This is a genomic window from Bradyrhizobium nitroreducens (genome assembly GCF_002776695.1).
In the GTDB taxonomy this organism is placed as follows: domain Bacteria; phylum Pseudomonadota; class Alphaproteobacteria; order Rhizobiales; family Xanthobacteraceae; genus Bradyrhizobium; species Bradyrhizobium nitroreducens.
In genome coordinates this window covers 5,749,685-5,765,466 of record NZ_LFJC01000003.1, presented here as the reverse complement: position 1 = coordinate 5,765,466, position 15,782 = coordinate 5,749,685, and the positions used below count along the sequence as shown (strand labels likewise).

Annotated in this window: 13 protein-coding genes and 1 tRNA gene; 10 read left to right on the top strand and 4 right to left on the bottom strand. The window is 59.1% G+C overall.

Going from position 1 to position 15,782, the window contains the following annotated elements; translation table 11 throughout:
- Positions 1-889 precede the first annotated feature (889 nt).
- The 4 genes from TSA1_RS27635 to TSA1_RS27620 all read left to right on the top strand — a co-directional run bounded on the left by TSA1_RS27635 (position 890) and on the right by TSA1_RS27620 (position 4,747).
- Positions 890-2,452 carry a 2-isopropylmalate synthase gene (locus TSA1_RS27635; RefSeq protein ID WP_100179104.1) on the top strand — a complete coding sequence of 521 codons (1,563 nt, stop codon included), beginning with the start codon at positions 890-892 and terminating at the stop codon, positions 2,450-2,452.
- 224 nt (positions 2,453-2,676) lie between these two features.
- Positions 2,677-3,681 carry a TRAP transporter substrate-binding protein gene (locus TSA1_RS27630; protein WP_100179103.1) on the top strand — a complete coding sequence of 335 codons (1,005 nt, stop codon included), beginning with the start codon at positions 2,677-2,679 and terminating at the stop codon, positions 3,679-3,681.
- Between the two features lie 209 nt (positions 3,682-3,890).
- Positions 3,891-4,502, top strand: a complete 612-nt coding sequence (locus tag TSA1_RS27625) for a Spy/CpxP family protein refolding chaperone (protein ID WP_100179102.1) — start codon at positions 3,891-3,893, stop codon at positions 4,500-4,502.
- A 169-nt stretch (positions 4,503-4,671) separates the two neighbouring features.
- Positions 4,672-4,747 (top strand) — tRNA-Lys (locus TSA1_RS27620).
- 312 nt (positions 4,748-5,059) lie between these two features.
- On the opposite strand, the gene TSA1_RS27615 is transcribed toward TSA1_RS27620, so the two are convergent.
- Complete coding sequence (locus tag TSA1_RS27615; protein ID WP_145984380.1) at positions 5,060-6,586, bottom strand: site-specific integrase; 1,527 nt, start codon at positions 6,584-6,586, stop codon at positions 5,060-5,062.
- Between the two features lie 850 nt (positions 6,587-7,436).
- Between TSA1_RS27615 and TSA1_RS27610 the strand changes: the two genes are divergently transcribed.
- The 6 genes from TSA1_RS27610 to TSA1_RS27585 all read left to right on the top strand — a co-directional run bounded on the left by TSA1_RS27610 (position 7,437) and on the right by TSA1_RS27585 (position 12,386).
- The gene (locus TSA1_RS27610; protein ID WP_100179100.1) at positions 7,437-8,162 is read left to right on the top strand and encodes a hypothetical protein; all 726 of its coding nucleotides are present in this window, start codon (positions 7,437-7,439) and stop codon (positions 8,160-8,162) included.
- 83 nt (positions 8,163-8,245) lie between these two features.
- A complete protein-coding gene (locus TSA1_RS27605) occupies positions 8,246-8,449 on the top strand; it encodes a helix-turn-helix domain-containing protein (RefSeq protein WP_100179099.1) in 204 nt (67 codons plus the stop codon).
- Positions 8,442-9,584: a ParB/RepB/Spo0J family partition protein gene (locus tag TSA1_RS27600; RefSeq protein ID WP_161497266.1), complete on the top strand. Its 1,143-nt coding sequence runs from the start codon at positions 8,442-8,444 to the stop codon at positions 9,582-9,584. The genes TSA1_RS27605 and TSA1_RS27600 overlap by 8 nt, the downstream gene beginning before the upstream one ends.
- Before the next feature lie 114 nt (positions 9,585-9,698).
- Positions 9,699-10,505: a hypothetical protein gene (locus TSA1_RS27595; protein ID WP_145984379.1), complete on the top strand. Its 807-nt coding sequence runs from the start codon at positions 9,699-9,701 to the stop codon at positions 10,503-10,505.
- Positions 10,506-10,574: 69 nt separating this feature from the next.
- Complete coding sequence (locus tag TSA1_RS27590; RefSeq protein WP_145984378.1) at positions 10,575-11,147, top strand: hypothetical protein; 573 nt, start codon at positions 10,575-10,577, stop codon at positions 11,145-11,147.
- A 738-nt stretch (positions 11,148-11,885) separates the two neighbouring features.
- Entirely contained in the window at positions 11,886-12,386 is a 501-nt protein-coding gene (locus tag TSA1_RS27585; protein WP_145984377.1) for a hypothetical protein, read from the top strand.
- A 319-nt stretch (positions 12,387-12,705) separates the two neighbouring features.
- Here TSA1_RS27585 and TSA1_RS27580 read toward each other — a convergent pair.
- The 3 genes from TSA1_RS27580 to TSA1_RS27570 form a co-directional block, all read right to left on the bottom strand.
- A protein-coding gene (locus TSA1_RS27580) for an IS630 family transposase (RefSeq protein WP_100179094.1) occupies positions 12,706-13,654 on the bottom strand; the annotation gives its coding sequence in 2 pieces (ribosomal slippage) (positions 12,706-13,317 and positions 13,319-13,654; 948 coding nt in all).
- Positions 13,655-14,417: 763 nt separating this feature from the next.
- Positions 14,418-14,759 (bottom strand): hypothetical protein, encoded by a 342-nt coding sequence (locus TSA1_RS27575; RefSeq protein ID WP_145984376.1) that lies wholly within the window; start codon positions 14,757-14,759, stop codon positions 14,418-14,420.
- 43 nt (positions 14,760-14,802) lie between these two features.
- Positions 14,803-15,774 (bottom strand): dienelactone hydrolase family protein, encoded by a 972-nt coding sequence (locus tag TSA1_RS27570; protein WP_145984375.1) that lies wholly within the window; start codon positions 15,772-15,774, stop codon positions 14,803-14,805.
- Between the last annotated feature and the right edge of the window lie 8 nt (positions 15,775-15,782).

Here is a 15,782-nt window from a genome sequence, read left to right as displayed (position 1 = left end):
TGTGCGGTCTTTTTTGCGCGTGCCTTTCGCGCAGCAGACCGCGGGTGCCAGCCGGCACCCGGCCTTCCCTGCGCCCTCTTGGATTTGAGGGTGGAGTGACCAAGCAAAGCTCGGGCGTTTCAAGCCGCGAGAACGAGAAAGTATGCCTGCCACCACACACACGGTGTCATCGCCCGGCCAGTGCGCAATTGCGCACAGGGGCGGGCGATCCAGTATTCCAGAGGCCGCAGTGATCGAACCGAGAGGCCGCAGCGTACTGGATTCCCCGCCCCAATGCGCAATTGCGCACAAGGCGGGGAATGACAGCGTCGCTTCGCTCGCAATGACGCGGCGGAAGCATGCCCCGTACTCCGCTCCCGTGCCCGGACGCATCCCGGCGATGCGAAGCATCGTCCGGGGGACGGTGCGCTGCAGAGCCGGGGCCCATCCATCCGCATCGCGCCATGCCGCCTGGGCCCCGGCTCTGCGCCGCAACGCAACGCTGTGCGCTGCGGCTTGTCCGGGACACCAAGGCCAGCGCTTCAAACAGGTCAGCCCCTCTGACCATCTTTTGGCGTTGCGGTTGCGGGCATTTCTCGTCTAGAAACAGGCCAATGAGCCCTCTGGCAACCAACCGTCAACGGTTTTGGCCGAGGATTTATGGGCTCAAAAGGGTATGGCAATGCTGATTCGCGGCCAAATCGATGGGATTTCGGGGGAGGTGGCTCTGGCCGCCGCCACGATCCCGGCCGCGCTGCTGCCCACCCTCCTGATTGGCGGGCTTCTTCTTACTTGCCCCTGAGGGCCGGCTGGGCGCCATGCGCCTGGGCGCTCAGGGGTTGGTCGAGATCACCGGACACCTCAAGCGCCTTTCAGACTGACGGCGCGAAAGCTCAAAAGGAAATTTGCAATGGCCCCCGCGAACAAGTCCGATAAGGACCGCGTCATCATTTTCGACACCACGCTGCGTGACGGCGAGCAGTGCCCCGGCGCCACCATGACGTTCGAGGAGAAGCTCGAGGTCGCCGAGCTCTTGGACGACATGGGCGTCGACGTCATCGAGGCCGGCTTCCCGATCACGTCGCAGGGCGACTTCGAAGCGGTGAGCGAGATCGCGCGGCGCTCCAAGAACGCCGTCATCGCCGGCCTGTCCCGTGCCCATCCCGCCGATATCGACCGCTGCGCCGAGGCGGTGAAGTTCGCCAAGCGCGGCCGCGTCCACACCGTGATCGCGACCTCGCCGCTGCATATGCGGGTGAAGTTGAACAAGACGCCGGAGGAGGTGCTCGAGACCTCGGTCGCGATGGTGGCCCGCGCCCGCAACCAGATCGACGACGTCGAATGGTCGGCAGAAGACGGCACCCGCAGCGAGATGGATTTCCTGTGCCGCATCGTCGAGGCCGTGATCAAGGCCGGCGCCACTACGGTGAACATCCCCGACACCGTCGGCTACACGGTGCCGGAGGAATACACCCACTTCATGAAGACGCTGATCGAGCGCGTGCCGAACTCGGACAAGGCCGTGTTCTCCGTGCACTGCCATAACGATCTCGGCATGGCGGTCGCGAATTCGCTGGCCGGCATCGTCGGCGGCGCGCGCCAGGTCGAGTGCACCATCAACGGCATCGGCGAGCGCGCCGGCAACGCCGCGCTCGAAGAGATCGTGATGGCGATCAACGTGCGCAACGACAAATTCCCCTACTGGAACAAGATCGACACCACGCAGCTGACCCGCGCCTCGAAGGTGGTGTCGGCGGCGACCTCGTTCCCGGTGCAGTACAACAAGGCGATCGTCGGCCGGAACGCGTTCGCGCACGAGAGCGGCATCCACCAGGACGGCGTGCTGAAGGACGCCTCGACCTACGAGATCATGCGGCCCGAAATGGTCGGCCTGAAGCAGTCCTCGCTGGTGCTCGGCAAGCACTCCGGCCGCCACGCCTTCGTGCACAAGCTGGAGGAAATGGGCTACAAGCTCGGCCCGAACCAGCTGGAAGATGCGTTCACGCGGATGAAGGCGCTGGCCGACCGCAAGAAGGACATCTACGACGAGGATATCGAGGCGCTGGTCGACGAGGAGATGGCGGCGTCCCACGACCGCATCAAGCTGACCTCGCTGACCGTGATCGCCGGCACCCATGGCCCGCAGCGCGCGACCATGAAGCTGGACGTCGACGGCCAGATCAAGATCGAGGAAGCCGAGGGCAACGGTCCGGTGGACGCGGTGTTCAACTGCATCAAGCGCCTGGTGCCGCACGAGGCCAAGCTGGAGCTGTACCAGGTCCACGCGGTCACCGAAGGCACCGACGCGCAGGCGGAAGTGTCGGTGCGGCTGTCCCAGGACGGCCGTTCGATGACGGCGCGCGCGGCGGATCCGGATACGCTGGTCGCTTCGGCCAAGGCCTATCTCGGCGCTCTCAACAAGATCGTCATGAAGCGCCAGCGCGATACCGTCACGACGGCCGCGGCGAGCTGACGCGCGTCAGCGCGTCGTTCCGGGGCTCGCGAAGCGAGAACCCGGAATCTCGAGATTCCGGGTCTGGTCCTTCGGACCATCCCGGAATGACGGCGTGTGTGGCGATGAATGGCTGCCCTGCTAAGGGCCAATAGCGGCAGTGTAGGCGAGCCGCTATTGATGCAGTCGGCATGAGGATTGGCCGCCCGCACGCCGGGCGGCCCAAAGAACATCAGGGAGAGATTATGCGCACCTTCGCGATCGCCGCATCCATCGCGGCATTGGCACTCGGGCTTGCCGGGCCGGCATCGGCCCAATCGCCTGTTATCATCAAGTTCAGCCACGTCGTCGCCACCGAGACGCCGAAGGGCAAGGCGGCGGAGAAGTTCAAGGAACTCGCCGAGAAGTACACCGGCGGCAAGGTCAAGGTCGAGGTCTACCCGAACTCGACGCTGTACAAGGACAAGGAGGAGCTCGAGGCGCTTCAGCTCGGCAGCGTGCAGATGCTGGCACCGTCCAACTCCAAGTTCGGACCGCTCGGCATCCGCGAGTTCGAGGTGTTCGATCTGCCCTACATCCTGCCCGACCTGAAGACGCTGCGGAAGGTGACGGAAGGTCCGCTCGGCGCGCGGCTGCTCAAGCTGCTGGATGCCAAGGGCATCACCGGCCTTGCCTATTGGGACAACGGCTTCAAGCAGATGAGCGCCAACAAGAAGCTGGTGACCCCGGCCGACTATCAGGGCGTCAAGTTCCGCATCCAGTCCTCGCGCGTGCTGCAGGCCCAGTTCAAGGCGCTCGGCTCGCTGCCGCAGGTGATGGCGTTCTCGGAAGTCTACCAGGCGCTGCAGACCGGCGTGGTCGACGGCCAGGAGAACACCTGGTCGAACATCTATACGCAGAAGATGCACGAAGTGCAGAAGTACATCACCGAGACCAATCACGGCTATATCGGCTACGTCGTGATCGTGAACAAGAAGTTCTGGGACGATCTGCCGGCCGACATCCGCGACCAGCTCACCAAGGCGATGAAGGAAGCGACCGATTTCGGCAATGCGCAGTCGCAGAAGGAAAACGACGACGCGCTCGCCGAGATCAAGAAGAGCGGCAAGAGCGAGATCGTCAAGCTCACGGCTGAGCAGAACGAGGCGATGCGCAAGGCGATGGAGCCGGTCTACAAGGATGCCGCGGGCCGCATCGGTCAGCCGCTGATCGACGAATTCCTCAAAGAGGCCAAGAGCACGACGAACTGAGCACGACGAACTGATCGCCTCAAGCGAAGAACCAAGGCTTCCGTGCGCTCTGCACGGAAGCCTTTCTGTTGCGAATGATTTCCAGGTTGCGACTGAAGGTAAAATCGCGCGTTACATCTTGGTAACGTCGCGCTCCCTGACCAAGTTGTAAGTTGCGCGTCAGCCACACTGCGCCCATCTTCACGGACATCCTTCCAGAGGAGGTTCGGATGAAGAAGTTCACCATCGCCGCCATCGCCGTGCTCAGCATCGCCGGCTCGGGCGCGGTCTATGCCCAATACCATCGCCCGTGGATGGAGCGCATGCGCCACCACATCCGCATGAACCCGGAAGACCGCGCCGCCCTCGTCGACGCGCGGATCGCCGCCGTCCATGCCGGGCTGAAGCTCAACGCCGATCAGGAAAAGCTGTGGCCGCCGGTCGAGGCCGCCGTGCGCGACTTCGCCAAGCTGCGCATCGACCGCGCCAATGCGCGGATGAATGCCGGCCCCGGCGACGCCGGCAAGGATGCCGACAGGCCGGAGGATCCGGTCGCCCGCCTGCGCCAGCGCGCCGAGGACATGGGCGCCACGTCGGCGGCCCTGAAGAAGATCGCCGACGCCGCCGATCCGCTCTACAAGACCCTGGACGAGGGCCAGAAGCGGCGCCTCGCCGTGCTGACCCGCCACCGCGGCCCGTTCGGCGGCGGCGAAGACGGCCCGCCCCGCCACTTCATGGAGCGCGGCATGGGCCGCATGATGGATCGCAGCATGGAGCACTTCCATCATGATCGTTTCGACCACGATGGCGGCCCGGACCGGGACCGCGAGGGCCGGCTCTGAACATAGCGGGCTTTTGCGGGGATTAACCCCGGAATTAACCTTGGCGAAGCCGCTGGAATCCAGCGGCTTTTCGCATTTTGGGGACTGTGCAAAAACCTTCGCCGCATCGCTTGCCAGACCCGGATCGCTTTGCTAAACGACCCGCCTCGCAAGGCATTGACCGCCTTTCGGGCGCATAGCTCAGTTGGTAGAGCAGCTGACTCTTAATCAGCGGGTCCCAGGTTCGAGCCCTGGTGCGCCCACCACTCTCAAGAGATTGGCCCGCAAGGGCTTTTTTCATTTTCACGACAGAACAAACCGGGTCTCGTGCGACGCTTTTTGTGGTCGTACGTCGCACGCCGTGCGACGAGTCGGATAATTGGGGTGCGCTGACACCGGGCGCAGGCGATCGTAGATGGCAAACCTTGCACGTTCACAGACGACCCACGGCTGAGGGCGCGGCTCTCGTTCAAATGAGGCGAAACACAGAATGCCGGATTGACCGCGCGCTGCGCGACCTTAGGCCGTAGCCCATGCTCCGTTGAAACGCGAGCCAAATGAGAACTACCGGTCTGCGTTCAGCCCTTCATGCCCTCCTTACGCACCTGCAATTCAAGCCTGTCGATGCCGGAATCGGCGCGAGCCGCATTCCGGGCGCGGTAGTGCTTCACGATGGTCTGCGCGCTTCGATATGAATGCCCAGTGATGTCGCAGATCGTCAGCAAGTCGCAGCCAGCTCGATCGAGAAGCATGACGCAGGTATCACGTAGGTCTTGGTCGTGCTTCTGGTCGAGTTCGCCAGCGCCGTTTACAAACATCAGCTCAGGACAGGGCTTCAGGCGCCATGCTGTGTCATCGCCATTGCTGTCGCGTGCGGTCTGCGCATCCAACCACTTAGCCAATGTGCTCTTGCGCTGATCGACCGCTCGAGCGCGCTGCGCCTTATTCTCCTCATTCAGAGGAAAAGGAGCGAACAGCCTGTCGACATTTTTAATCAGTTCCGCGCTCAGTCGCTCTGCGCGTACAATTGCCTTGCGCGCATTGTCGCGCGCGAGAAAGCCGAAGATCGCGACGGCCCGGGCGGTCGACACCCAATGGCGATAGGTACTCTCGTCATAAGGCTCGCCATTGTCCTCATTGACCACGAGTTCGGGCGGCACCTTTTCCAGTTGAAGCCGAAGCTTGAGTTCCTTTACTCGTGCACGCGAGGCATTCAGCCGCGCGCTGAGTTGTGGCGCCTCTTTGATGTCGACAAGTTCGCCAGTCTTGCTCTGCCGGAACGCGTGCCGGCCCTCAACTTCGCTCTCGTTGCGCATAATTAGACGGTCAGTCTGGCGCTGCCCGGTGAACAACGCCAGATGAAAGCTATCACCGACCGAAGGCCGTTCGATCGCATCGGCTGCTGCGACCCAGGCCGAAAATTCGGGCATCGCAACCTGCACGATGCGTCCCTCTGGATGATCGAACTCCATGCCTTCTCGTGGGTTGGGCCCGAGACGCCACAGGATACTTTCCTGTCCCCAAGTGAATGCCGCTGAGAGTGTCGCTATCATCGAGAGCGCCATATGATGGCCGCGAGCCGATTTTGCATAGTTATAGAAGGCTCGGAACTCCGGTTTGCCGATTGATGTCGGAGTGGCAGTCGCGATCGCCTCGCGTTCTCGGACGGGCTCGGCTACGCCAAGCAGCTTGGCGGCACGGATTTCGGCGCGCATCTTCGCCGCCAATTCACGTGATTGCGGTCGGTACAAGATGGCGGAGATACATTTGCGATAGGAAGCTTGCGAAGCGGACGACAACGCCTTGAACTCGACCGACTTGCTCCAATCGTCCAGAAGATCTTCGACCGTGGAACGCTTCCGGATCGTAATTTTCTTCGGTAGCTTCCCGGCGCGGCGCGCCGCCTCGATCTCCGACTTTCGCTTGTCTGAAAAGTCTGAGGCTTCCTGGAGATTGTACCACGCACCGACCGGACGGCCTTTTTCATCGTACGGCGGATGGCGCAAGTCGGCATCGACAAAGCCGAGAGCTCTGGCATAAGCGCCGTGCGAAGAGCGAGGACGGCCATCACGCCACTTCACATGGGGAAACTTGGGATCGGCCATCAAGAGCCTCAGTGCCAGTAAGAGATGGCACCCATTGGAATCTAGCGCGATCTAGTCTGTCAAGCGTCGTGCTGTCCGTAAGCCCTCCGCAGCCGCTCCCGGTGTTCCTCGTCGCTTGCTGCTGGCGGCGGCGCGAATGCGTCATTAGCAGTCGTCTTTGGGCGCATAGGATGATGTCGGGTAAGCCAAGCATCGAAGCCGGTACGTTCCCATTTCAGCGGTCCTCGCTCGCTGATCGGCCAAGGCAAGCCATCGCGCTCGTGCCTGAGGCGGCGCGTGCGATAGAAAGTATCCAGAGAGACGCCAATCGCCGCTGCGACCTCGGTCGAAGAATAGGGTGGCTGCATGCTCTCGGGGCGCAAATGCATAATGCCTCGCCGCTCTTGGCCTTTTGACCAGAGTCTTGGTGAAGCAAAAATGAGCAGATAAGATTACAGGCGAAAAGCATTCTCCGTCGCGCGGAGGGAATTCGGCTTCTTTAGAGTACGAATAGGATGCCTCGATGCTAATATGTCCGACATTCGTCCGCCGCTTTCGGGATTCGTGCAACTGGGGCGGCGAACGACCCGCGCATCATGAGGGCGAAGATTCCACTGGCCGGTCAGCGGACTCGAAAGTCCATCGCAGGACTCTTCATCAAGCGGATCGAGTTTCCCCTCTCAAGGCTGAAACAGGGGTTCGATTCCCCTAGGGAGCGCCAGCAAATTCAACAGGTTAGATCTTATTAGGACGCCTGCTTGGTTGCCTTCTTCAACTTTTCTTCAAGTCAGTCGAGAGATCCACAGCACTAGATTTTCCTCATCAGGGTGCAGTGGCCGAGCCTCGTTTGAGATTGGCTGAAGGAGGAACAGTGGCTGACGATCTGATCAGTTTAAGCGAAGCGCTTAACGAGCTCGAGAACTTCATTGCCGCCAAAGAACCGAGCTGGACCGATCATTGGCAGACCGAGCTGGCCAAGGATCTTGCCTCGCTGTTGAAGCCGACCGATCAGGCAAATGAAGACGGGCTCCCTGATAAGTATCCACCACCAGTCAGGGCTTGGCACAATGGAGACAGCGCTGCGGTTTGGCACAATTACAAAAAGGCGGCCTTGTTTCTTCGTCTGCACATGGAGCAGGGGCACTTGCCCCTCCATGTGAGAGACCCTGCCGAGGATCGGTTGTTGCCCCTCCTTCCAGAGGATTGGCTTCCGTGGACGCCCAAAGATCGACTGGCCGACGATTTTCTCCAGACCGGCAATTATGGCGTCCGAGGGCGTGACGGCAGCCGTTTCTACGCGCAGTTGGAGTACGCGCTGATCTACCGGAAGGAGTTTGACCAGTGGCTCATCAATCACCTTCTATATCCGTCAACCAGAGCTGGGGAGAGAGAAGCCATCAAGCGAGCGGTCTATGCGATGTGGAACGGCTATCCTCCGTTTCAAGGCAAGGCACGCGACCGTAAAATTCACGAGTGGCTGGCTAAGAACGAAGAAGATTACCTCCCCGAAAAGTATTCCAAAGCAACGATCAACCGCGCGCTGGCGGAGATCCACGAGGAGCAATTGGACCTATTGAGATACAAGTCGCCGCGGTGAGCCCAGTTGAGCCCGATATGGCGTTGTAAATAGGCCGCTTCAAATGATGTAGTTCCGCGAACCCTCTGGTCGGGACTAACACTATGAAGCTTGCTTATAGCATCCAAGAAGCGTGCAGCCTTTTGAGCATTGGACGCACGACGATCTACGCACTGATTGGTCAAGGTGACCTGGTTATTCTCAAGATCGGTCGCCGAACCCTGATTTCCGCAAAATCCCTTGATGCATTTATCCAAAGCATCGAGCGCAATTCCGGCCGCGACAGCTTGGGAGAAAACCGTGGCTGAAAGCTTTCTCGTTCTGAAGAAAGATGATGCGGTCAAGCGGCCTCTGCTGACCCTCAAGCAGGCCGAACGCGCAGGAACGGTGATCAAGTTAGCGATCGCCGATATCACGATCGGCGAACGCCTCATACCCGAGGACCCCAAGCTCGTCGCGCAGTTGAAAACCTCCATTCGAGAATTCAGGCAGACAACGCCTATCTTGGTTCGTCGGATTTCGGATGGCGGCTACATGCTCGTGGATGGGCTCAACAGGCTTGGTGCTTTGAAGGAGCTCGGCCAAGCAGATGTGTCGGTATCCGTGTTGGATGTGACGACCGAAGAGGAAGCCAAAGCGTGCGAGGCGATAAGCAACCGTCACCGGCGGTTGCGACTCACTGCTTTGGACCGTGCCCTAAGCGATTACGCGATGGTTCAATACATTGCGCTGAAGGCACCGCAAAATGCGGCACCTCGCGGCGGTCGCCAACCGAAGGAAAAATTTTACGCGAAGACGGCGCGAGAGCTGGGTGTTTCACCGGACCAGATTGCGAGGTCGTGCAAGATCGCAAAGATCCTTCCGGGCGTTCAGAAAGCGATCCGCAACTATAGGCAGGAGGACAACCAAACCCTTCTGCTTGAGGTCGCCGCCTCGGGTGATAACTCTGTGGCACAAGTTCATACCCTAGCTAGGCTGACGAACAAAGTCCCAGAACCATCGGATGAACCGAGGTCTGACTCACCTCCTTCGCCGGCGTCGCGTGTAGTCGTCGAAACAAGCCCGGCCGGCCGGAGCCAGCCACCGTCCGCGCATCACGATTTCGAACGATCAGAAGCATCCGGCCGAAATGCCGAGCAGCCAGTTGCAGCTGCTGCGCCAAGGCAGCCGCTCAGAAAACCGGGAGGGTCGCGTGGAGACATTGGAGAAGAGGAGGGCCAGGCAACTCCGCGGGACATGAGATCTCGCGCACCGTCTGGAATAGACGCCGAACCAGATACACGGGTCGCGTTCGACATCCCCCAGGCGCTTCGCGCAAAAATTGCTGGCCTCGCCGACGGATCTGAGGTCGGGATTTTTGGATACGCGCGAATAAAAGTTGGCGGTGCGCCGACGATTGACGTCCAGGAGGTAATCGAACTGCACGAGAACGAAAGCGACTGATCGATTTAGTGTTTCGGTTTGTACAAAACACAGGTCTCCGCTGACCGTGCCCCGCACGTGCATCGCTCGCGCTGCGCGGCTGTGACTATGAGCATGGCATGTATGGAAGCCCAAATGAAATTCAACTTCTACTCTCTCGATATCAACGAAGACTACGACCCTGCAAAACAACTGAAAAAGTTCGAGACGATGAGTGAAGCTCACGTCCGGCGTCGCAGGCTGGTGAGAGCCCTTCCAGATTTTGGAGAGCCCGGCCGCGCTCTGGCCGAGCGTCTTACCGGGTGTGGTTTTTTCAGGTGTCGCTCGGCCGGCTGTCCGGTCTGTCTTCGCGCCTTCCGGCGCTGGTGGGGGTCGACGTTGGCGGCTTACATGTCGCGTGACCCCGACTATTGGTTTACGGTTAGCATAGTGCCTCCGGACCTCTTCGACGTCGGCCACCTTCACCGTTTCAGATGGAAGCTACTCAAGGATCGTCTGCGCAACCAAATCGCGAGGAGCCAAGTTAACAGAGCGATCTTCCTCGGTGGCATGGACTACAATCTGGTGCATTTTGCTGATGACCGAGCGCCGAGGTGGCGCCCGCATCTCTACTTTCTCGTTGGCGGCGGTGGGCAAGGTCTGATTGAAGGGGCTTTCCGCAGGCACTACCCGAGAGATGAAGACACGCCAAGGCCCGTGGTCGTCACCCCGCAACGGACCGAGGACAAAGACTTGATGACCACGGCCACATATACTTTCAAAGCGCGCTTCGAAAATCGAAGGCCGTGCAGGGACAGGCGTGGGAACGTAGATACCGAAACCGATGAATTGGCGCTGCCCCACCAGGCGGAACTCGCAATCCTTTTAGATCGCCAAGGCTTCCTGGGGCGCGCGATTCGGCACGGAGAAGACCGATATTTACCTGCGCTTACTGTGCGCTGAAAATCGAGCGCTTCCTAAACGCTGTGTGCGTAGTTTGCCGCACATCGAGTTGGCGTACGGAGCCGCGTCATGAGGCCGATTCCGAACGAAGCAGCGTGCTCATGGAAAATCAGTAGTCGGCATTCTCTGAACGCTGAGATTCGGCCGTCTTGTAAATCCCCCTTTGTGACGCTCGGTCGCGATCCTGCGGCCAGCTATAGGAGATCTGTGCTGCCATTAGACGACATCCTTGCGGGACAAGATGCGAGCATTGACGCCAAACTGCTAGAACAAGACTCGAAATGTAGGCCGCAGCTGATCCAGGAGCTTGCTCACGCCATAACGGCTTGTGAGAGAAGTCCCTTGCTACCTGATGAGGTCGAAGAACTTAGCGAAATTGTTGCGGATGGTGAAAGTTTGCGGCTCGAGGCCCGCAAGATAAAAGACATTCTGCCGTTCCTCTTACGGACAAGCTCGACAGAGAAGCTATCTGAGTTATCAGTAAGACTATGGGCATGCGCGGGCCTTGCCCGAGAGGTCGCGGAGCTGCGAGCGGACCTGCGGGCCGTGCTTCAACTCATTACCAAATTTGACGATCAAATTATGGATCTAGCGGGGCATGTCGAGGATATGGCGGCGGAAGCCGAGATTTCGTTATCTTGAGTTCCCCCCCCCCCGCTGGGCTGTTCGCGGTGACCAGGATGCATCGCTCATTGTTAAAAAGGGGCGCCAAAATGCGAGCCTTTGTGACCGTTGAAAAAGACGCTCGCCGCCGGCCGGCTGCCGTGATGCTTTCGCTCCGTCGAGATTCAGCACGCGGGCAATCGAACGAGCGAGTTTTCAGCTAAACCGACCCGGAGGCGTTGGTGCGGGTTGGATCAATGACCTAGCAGTGGTGTCGATCCGTGTTCTTGCTCGGCGGCCGGGAGACCGAGCTTACGCGCGCCCAGCAGGCTCTGAAACTCGCGATGTTTGGCCGTGGCGATGAGCTAGATATTTGCAGGCTTATAACGATGCCCCGATCTGCAATACAGCGACTCCGGTGCTAGACACGCCAGAATTACCTAATCAGATCGCGACTGTGACCGAGAGCCGGTCGCGGACGAAACGCCAGTCACGGACTTGTCCATGACTGAAATCGATGAACCCACTTGGTGAAATCTCTCAAAAGTTAGCTGAGGGGAGCCGCCGAACTGCAGTGTATAATGTAAATTACCGTCAGCGTCATATGAGTCCCCCAGAACAAGAAATCCGATCACCTGATGGCTTACACGCCAAGCTCCTCGTGGGGTCGGAGAGAGCCCGTTAGCTACGATGAAGTCGGCAGCGGAAGGGGCGTATTGGCAAACTAGTAAATGCTCCTTGTACGGCCGCGATGTTGCGGCCAACAAGGAGCATGAGATGAAAGTTAGAGTTGACGCCATCGTTGCGGAGATCGCCAATGTTCTCGACATCAGCCTGTTGAGGCACAACCCTGAGTTTGCGGACCTGCCGCGATCTAACAGAATGCATCTGATCATGTCTTGCATGGCACGTCGGGGTATCGCCAGAGGTGAGAAGTACGGCGGGCGCAAGGTTCGATACTGGAAGCCCTCGCGTCACCTGGACACAGATGTCGGCGTGAAGGGGCACGGAATTCCAAGCGAACTCGAACGGATTGAGGCTCCGGTGGTGTTCTCGACTCTCGCCGACGATCTTTCTGATTTTTTGGGCGCCAACGGAGAAGCGGTTGATGAGGTGGCGTCCTTCGTGGTCCACCTATTTGGGCAGTATGCGTTGGGATTGCTGGATTACCGCGGGAAAAAGGACGGTCTGTGCCAGTTCGTCACGTCTTCGAGGCGAGTTGACGTGGTAGATGGAAGGGGAAGTACGACCGACTTTGTCGAGAAGTATTTGGCCTAGGTGACCTCCTAGACATCTCTATCTCGTAGAGCCGCCATAACGTTGAATGGAAATGGAAGTCGCCAATCGGGGCGCGGCTTCAAAGCCCCGCCCTTTTTGTCCGCCACGCCGCCAGACAATGGCCGTTCAATGAGAGAGTGCCATCCCGGGATTGACCCAAGCGGTCGCGAAGCCCGACTGCGTCCCGCCTAATCTCCGAGGATGCATCCGATTTCTCAGGCGAAATTCTTATATCGGCCATTCGCTCTTAGCGATCTTGCGCAGAGAAGACGGTCAGTTTTGAGCGATTTCGAAACTTGTAAAGGCATCCTAGAGCTTTTCACATTTTGATTGAAGCATAGCCTGCGTTGGCGAAGTAGTTTGCGCATTCGCGCGGCTGGATGTCCTGGACGAGGTGACCGATATGGCGCCAAGTGTCCTCGCTGGTACGCTTCTGAGCTTGCCGCATCCAGTGTTTGATCTTGGAGAAGGCCTGTTCGATCGGGTTGAGGTCGGGCGAGTATGGCGGCAGGTACCAGAGCCTGGCACCAGCTGCCTTGATCATCTGCCTGACGGCGTTCGACTTGTGGCTTCCGAGGTTGTCGAGAATGACGATGTCGCCCTCGCGCAGGGTCGGCAGGAGAACGTGCTTCACGTAAGCGCGGAAGCATTCGCCGTTGATCGGACCGTCGAAGACGCAGGGTGCTGTGAGCTGGTCATGGCGGAGCGCGCCGAGGAATGTGAGGGTACGCCAGTGACCGTGTGGAGCGAAGCCGCGCAGGCGAGCCCCTTTGGGTCCCCAGCCCCGCAGAGGGGCCATGTTGGTTTTAATCCAGGTTTCGTCGATGAAGACGAGCCGGCCCGGATCGAGCCCGGCCTGCCAGGATCGCCAACGCAGGCGTCTACGAGAGACGTCGGCGCGAGCCTGTTCGAGGGCGAACAGTGTTTTTTTTGAACCGCAGCCCCTCCCGGCGCAGGAACAGCCAGACTGCGTTGTGGGAGACCTTGACCCCACGGGCAGCCAGCTCCGCCTTCAGGCCATGCAGCGTCAGGTGCGGCGTCTCGGTGATCCGCTCGACGATGAAGGCGCGGTGCGGATCAAGCACAGGCTTGCGGTGACCACCCATCTTGTCGGGGGCTACCGAGCCGGTCGCTCGATAACGCTGGGACCACTTCACAACCGACGAGACTGCAACGCCAAACCGTTCCGCCACAGATCGGCAGCTCTCACCTTTGGAAACGGCCGATACCGCGCGCTTCCGTAAATCGTTGGAAATTGGTCGGACCATCGGATGCTGGCCTCCAGCCCAGCCAGCATCTTGAATCATATTCGCCCGGGTTCCGGAATCCCTTCCGCTTCAATAATTACGTGAACCGCTCTAGAGATCGCCGGACGCATACCGCAATCGGGATTCTCTTAGGAGAAACTTCTATGGCTAAAGTAAAACCTCTCAAGCATTCGTCCCTGTATTGAACGCCAATTCTAGCAACTGCTCGATCAAGTTTGACCACCACTTGGGAGCGTTCCTCAGCGGGACGCTCATCGAGGATCCAGTTGAACAAATGGCAGTCTGTGAGGCGCTGTGCAACATTGGGCTCGCGAATCATAAGATGTTCGTAGACGACTGTTCTGGATCTCGCATCACTTCACTTCGACGAAGCAGATGATAAAGCTCGCAAAGGAATAATTGTACTCGACGAAGCATTGGCCGATACCGGGTCACTGCCAGTTCGAGCGGGTATCGGCAGGCGTGACAGGTCGCGGTGGAGCTGGTGACCGTTTTCTGGTCGGAGCGGGCTTTCGAGCCCGTTTTTTTATGCGCGGCGCGAACTGATGGCGGATCAACTGCGGCCAGTCTATTCAAGAGGACGGCTCGTACATGCCGGGATCAGCGAGCGGATCCTTTGACAGTGTTCCGCTCCAGTCAGGCACAATGGCCCAAACCACAAAATGAACCCCACTGCTAATATCTGTCTCAACATTAGCACTCGGTCGTAGCTGGTCCGACGCTCCCAAGTCGCATTTTCGTTCGTTTTGAAGGCCAAAAAAACTCAATGTGCGGTCTGAGAAAGTGCGGCACCTAATCTGGTTTCCTCATGAATTCTGGCAGTCTGTGCGGCTTCCAAAACCTGCTGGTAAAGACGAGGTCCGATTCTCGGGATGAACAACCTGACCGTCTTCCCGGTGCCGAGCACGTAGCCCAGCGGCAGTTTTCTGGCGACCGCGCCCACCTCCGGCGGTTGTCGGATCAGGATTCGGCAGCTCAGGTCCATGGCGGCGGAGACGATGCTGTCCCTCAAGATGTTGAAGCGGGCACCGCATGGATATGCATCAGCGTCTAAACCGAGGATGTAGACCTGATGTGCCCCCGATGGTTCATCTTTCTGGCCCATCTGAATACTCATTGTCTGACACGGCCCCGAGAGGCCCTAAGTGCTATCTCAATTCGTTGCCTCTCATGAACGTCTTGTTCTTGATGGCGGAGACGATGGAATGCATCATGTTAGTGTCGGCTCGCCGGTTGTAGCTCAAGGTCCAATTGTGAACCTTGCCGTGGCTGTCCGTGTAGCCATACATTGTGCGTGCCTTGTAGTCCTCCATGAAGCCGTGATCGGCGTCCTTGTAGATCACGACTTGCACCGGAGTCTTACGCTTCTTCTTGCTCAGTTCGACGCAGTTCTTCGGGCTGTTAGCGTCGTCCTTTTCGCCGGTGAACAAAATCAGCGGCGCGTAGAAATCCGAGCCGCGCACCGAAGGGTAGGAGCATTGCGGCACGACCGAAAAGCCAGCGACGAACTTGTTCTTGCGCTGGTCTTCCTGCTTGGAGATCGCCACCATCGTGGTCAAGCCGCCGTTGCTCTGGCCCATGATGGAGGCTTCGCTCGCCAGCTTCTTTTCGACAAGATAATCGAGAGCGGAGTAGGCGTCGTTGACGCGACGGCGGCCCCAGTGCAAATCAGGCGGGCCGCAGCTTTTCTCGACCTTGCGTGTCGTGTAGCTGTCCACGACCATGACGCCGATGCCTTCGGTGTTGAGCGTCTTTGCGAGCTTGTGCGCCCAGTCACTGGTGAGGCTGCTCATGCCCATGCGGCCATGCATGAGAACGACAAACGGGATCGGGCCGGTGGTGCCATCAGGCTTGATGGTCTCGACCCAAAGCTCGCCGTCCTTCTGCACCTTGCCGCCTTCTTCCGGCGCGCCGTTCAGAAAGTTGTTCGAGACGCCGGAGTCGTCCTTGTTCTCGGGGGACCACGTAGCGGTGGGACTGTTGGCAGAATCGCCGTGATACGGGATCTTGAACTGGTCGGCATTTGCTGGCGAAATGCAAAGCGAAATGATCAGAGATAATAGCACGCGCATTTCAATTGCCACTAAACGTGTAAGTTCGGGATCCTTGGTCTGTTTCAACCCTGGCT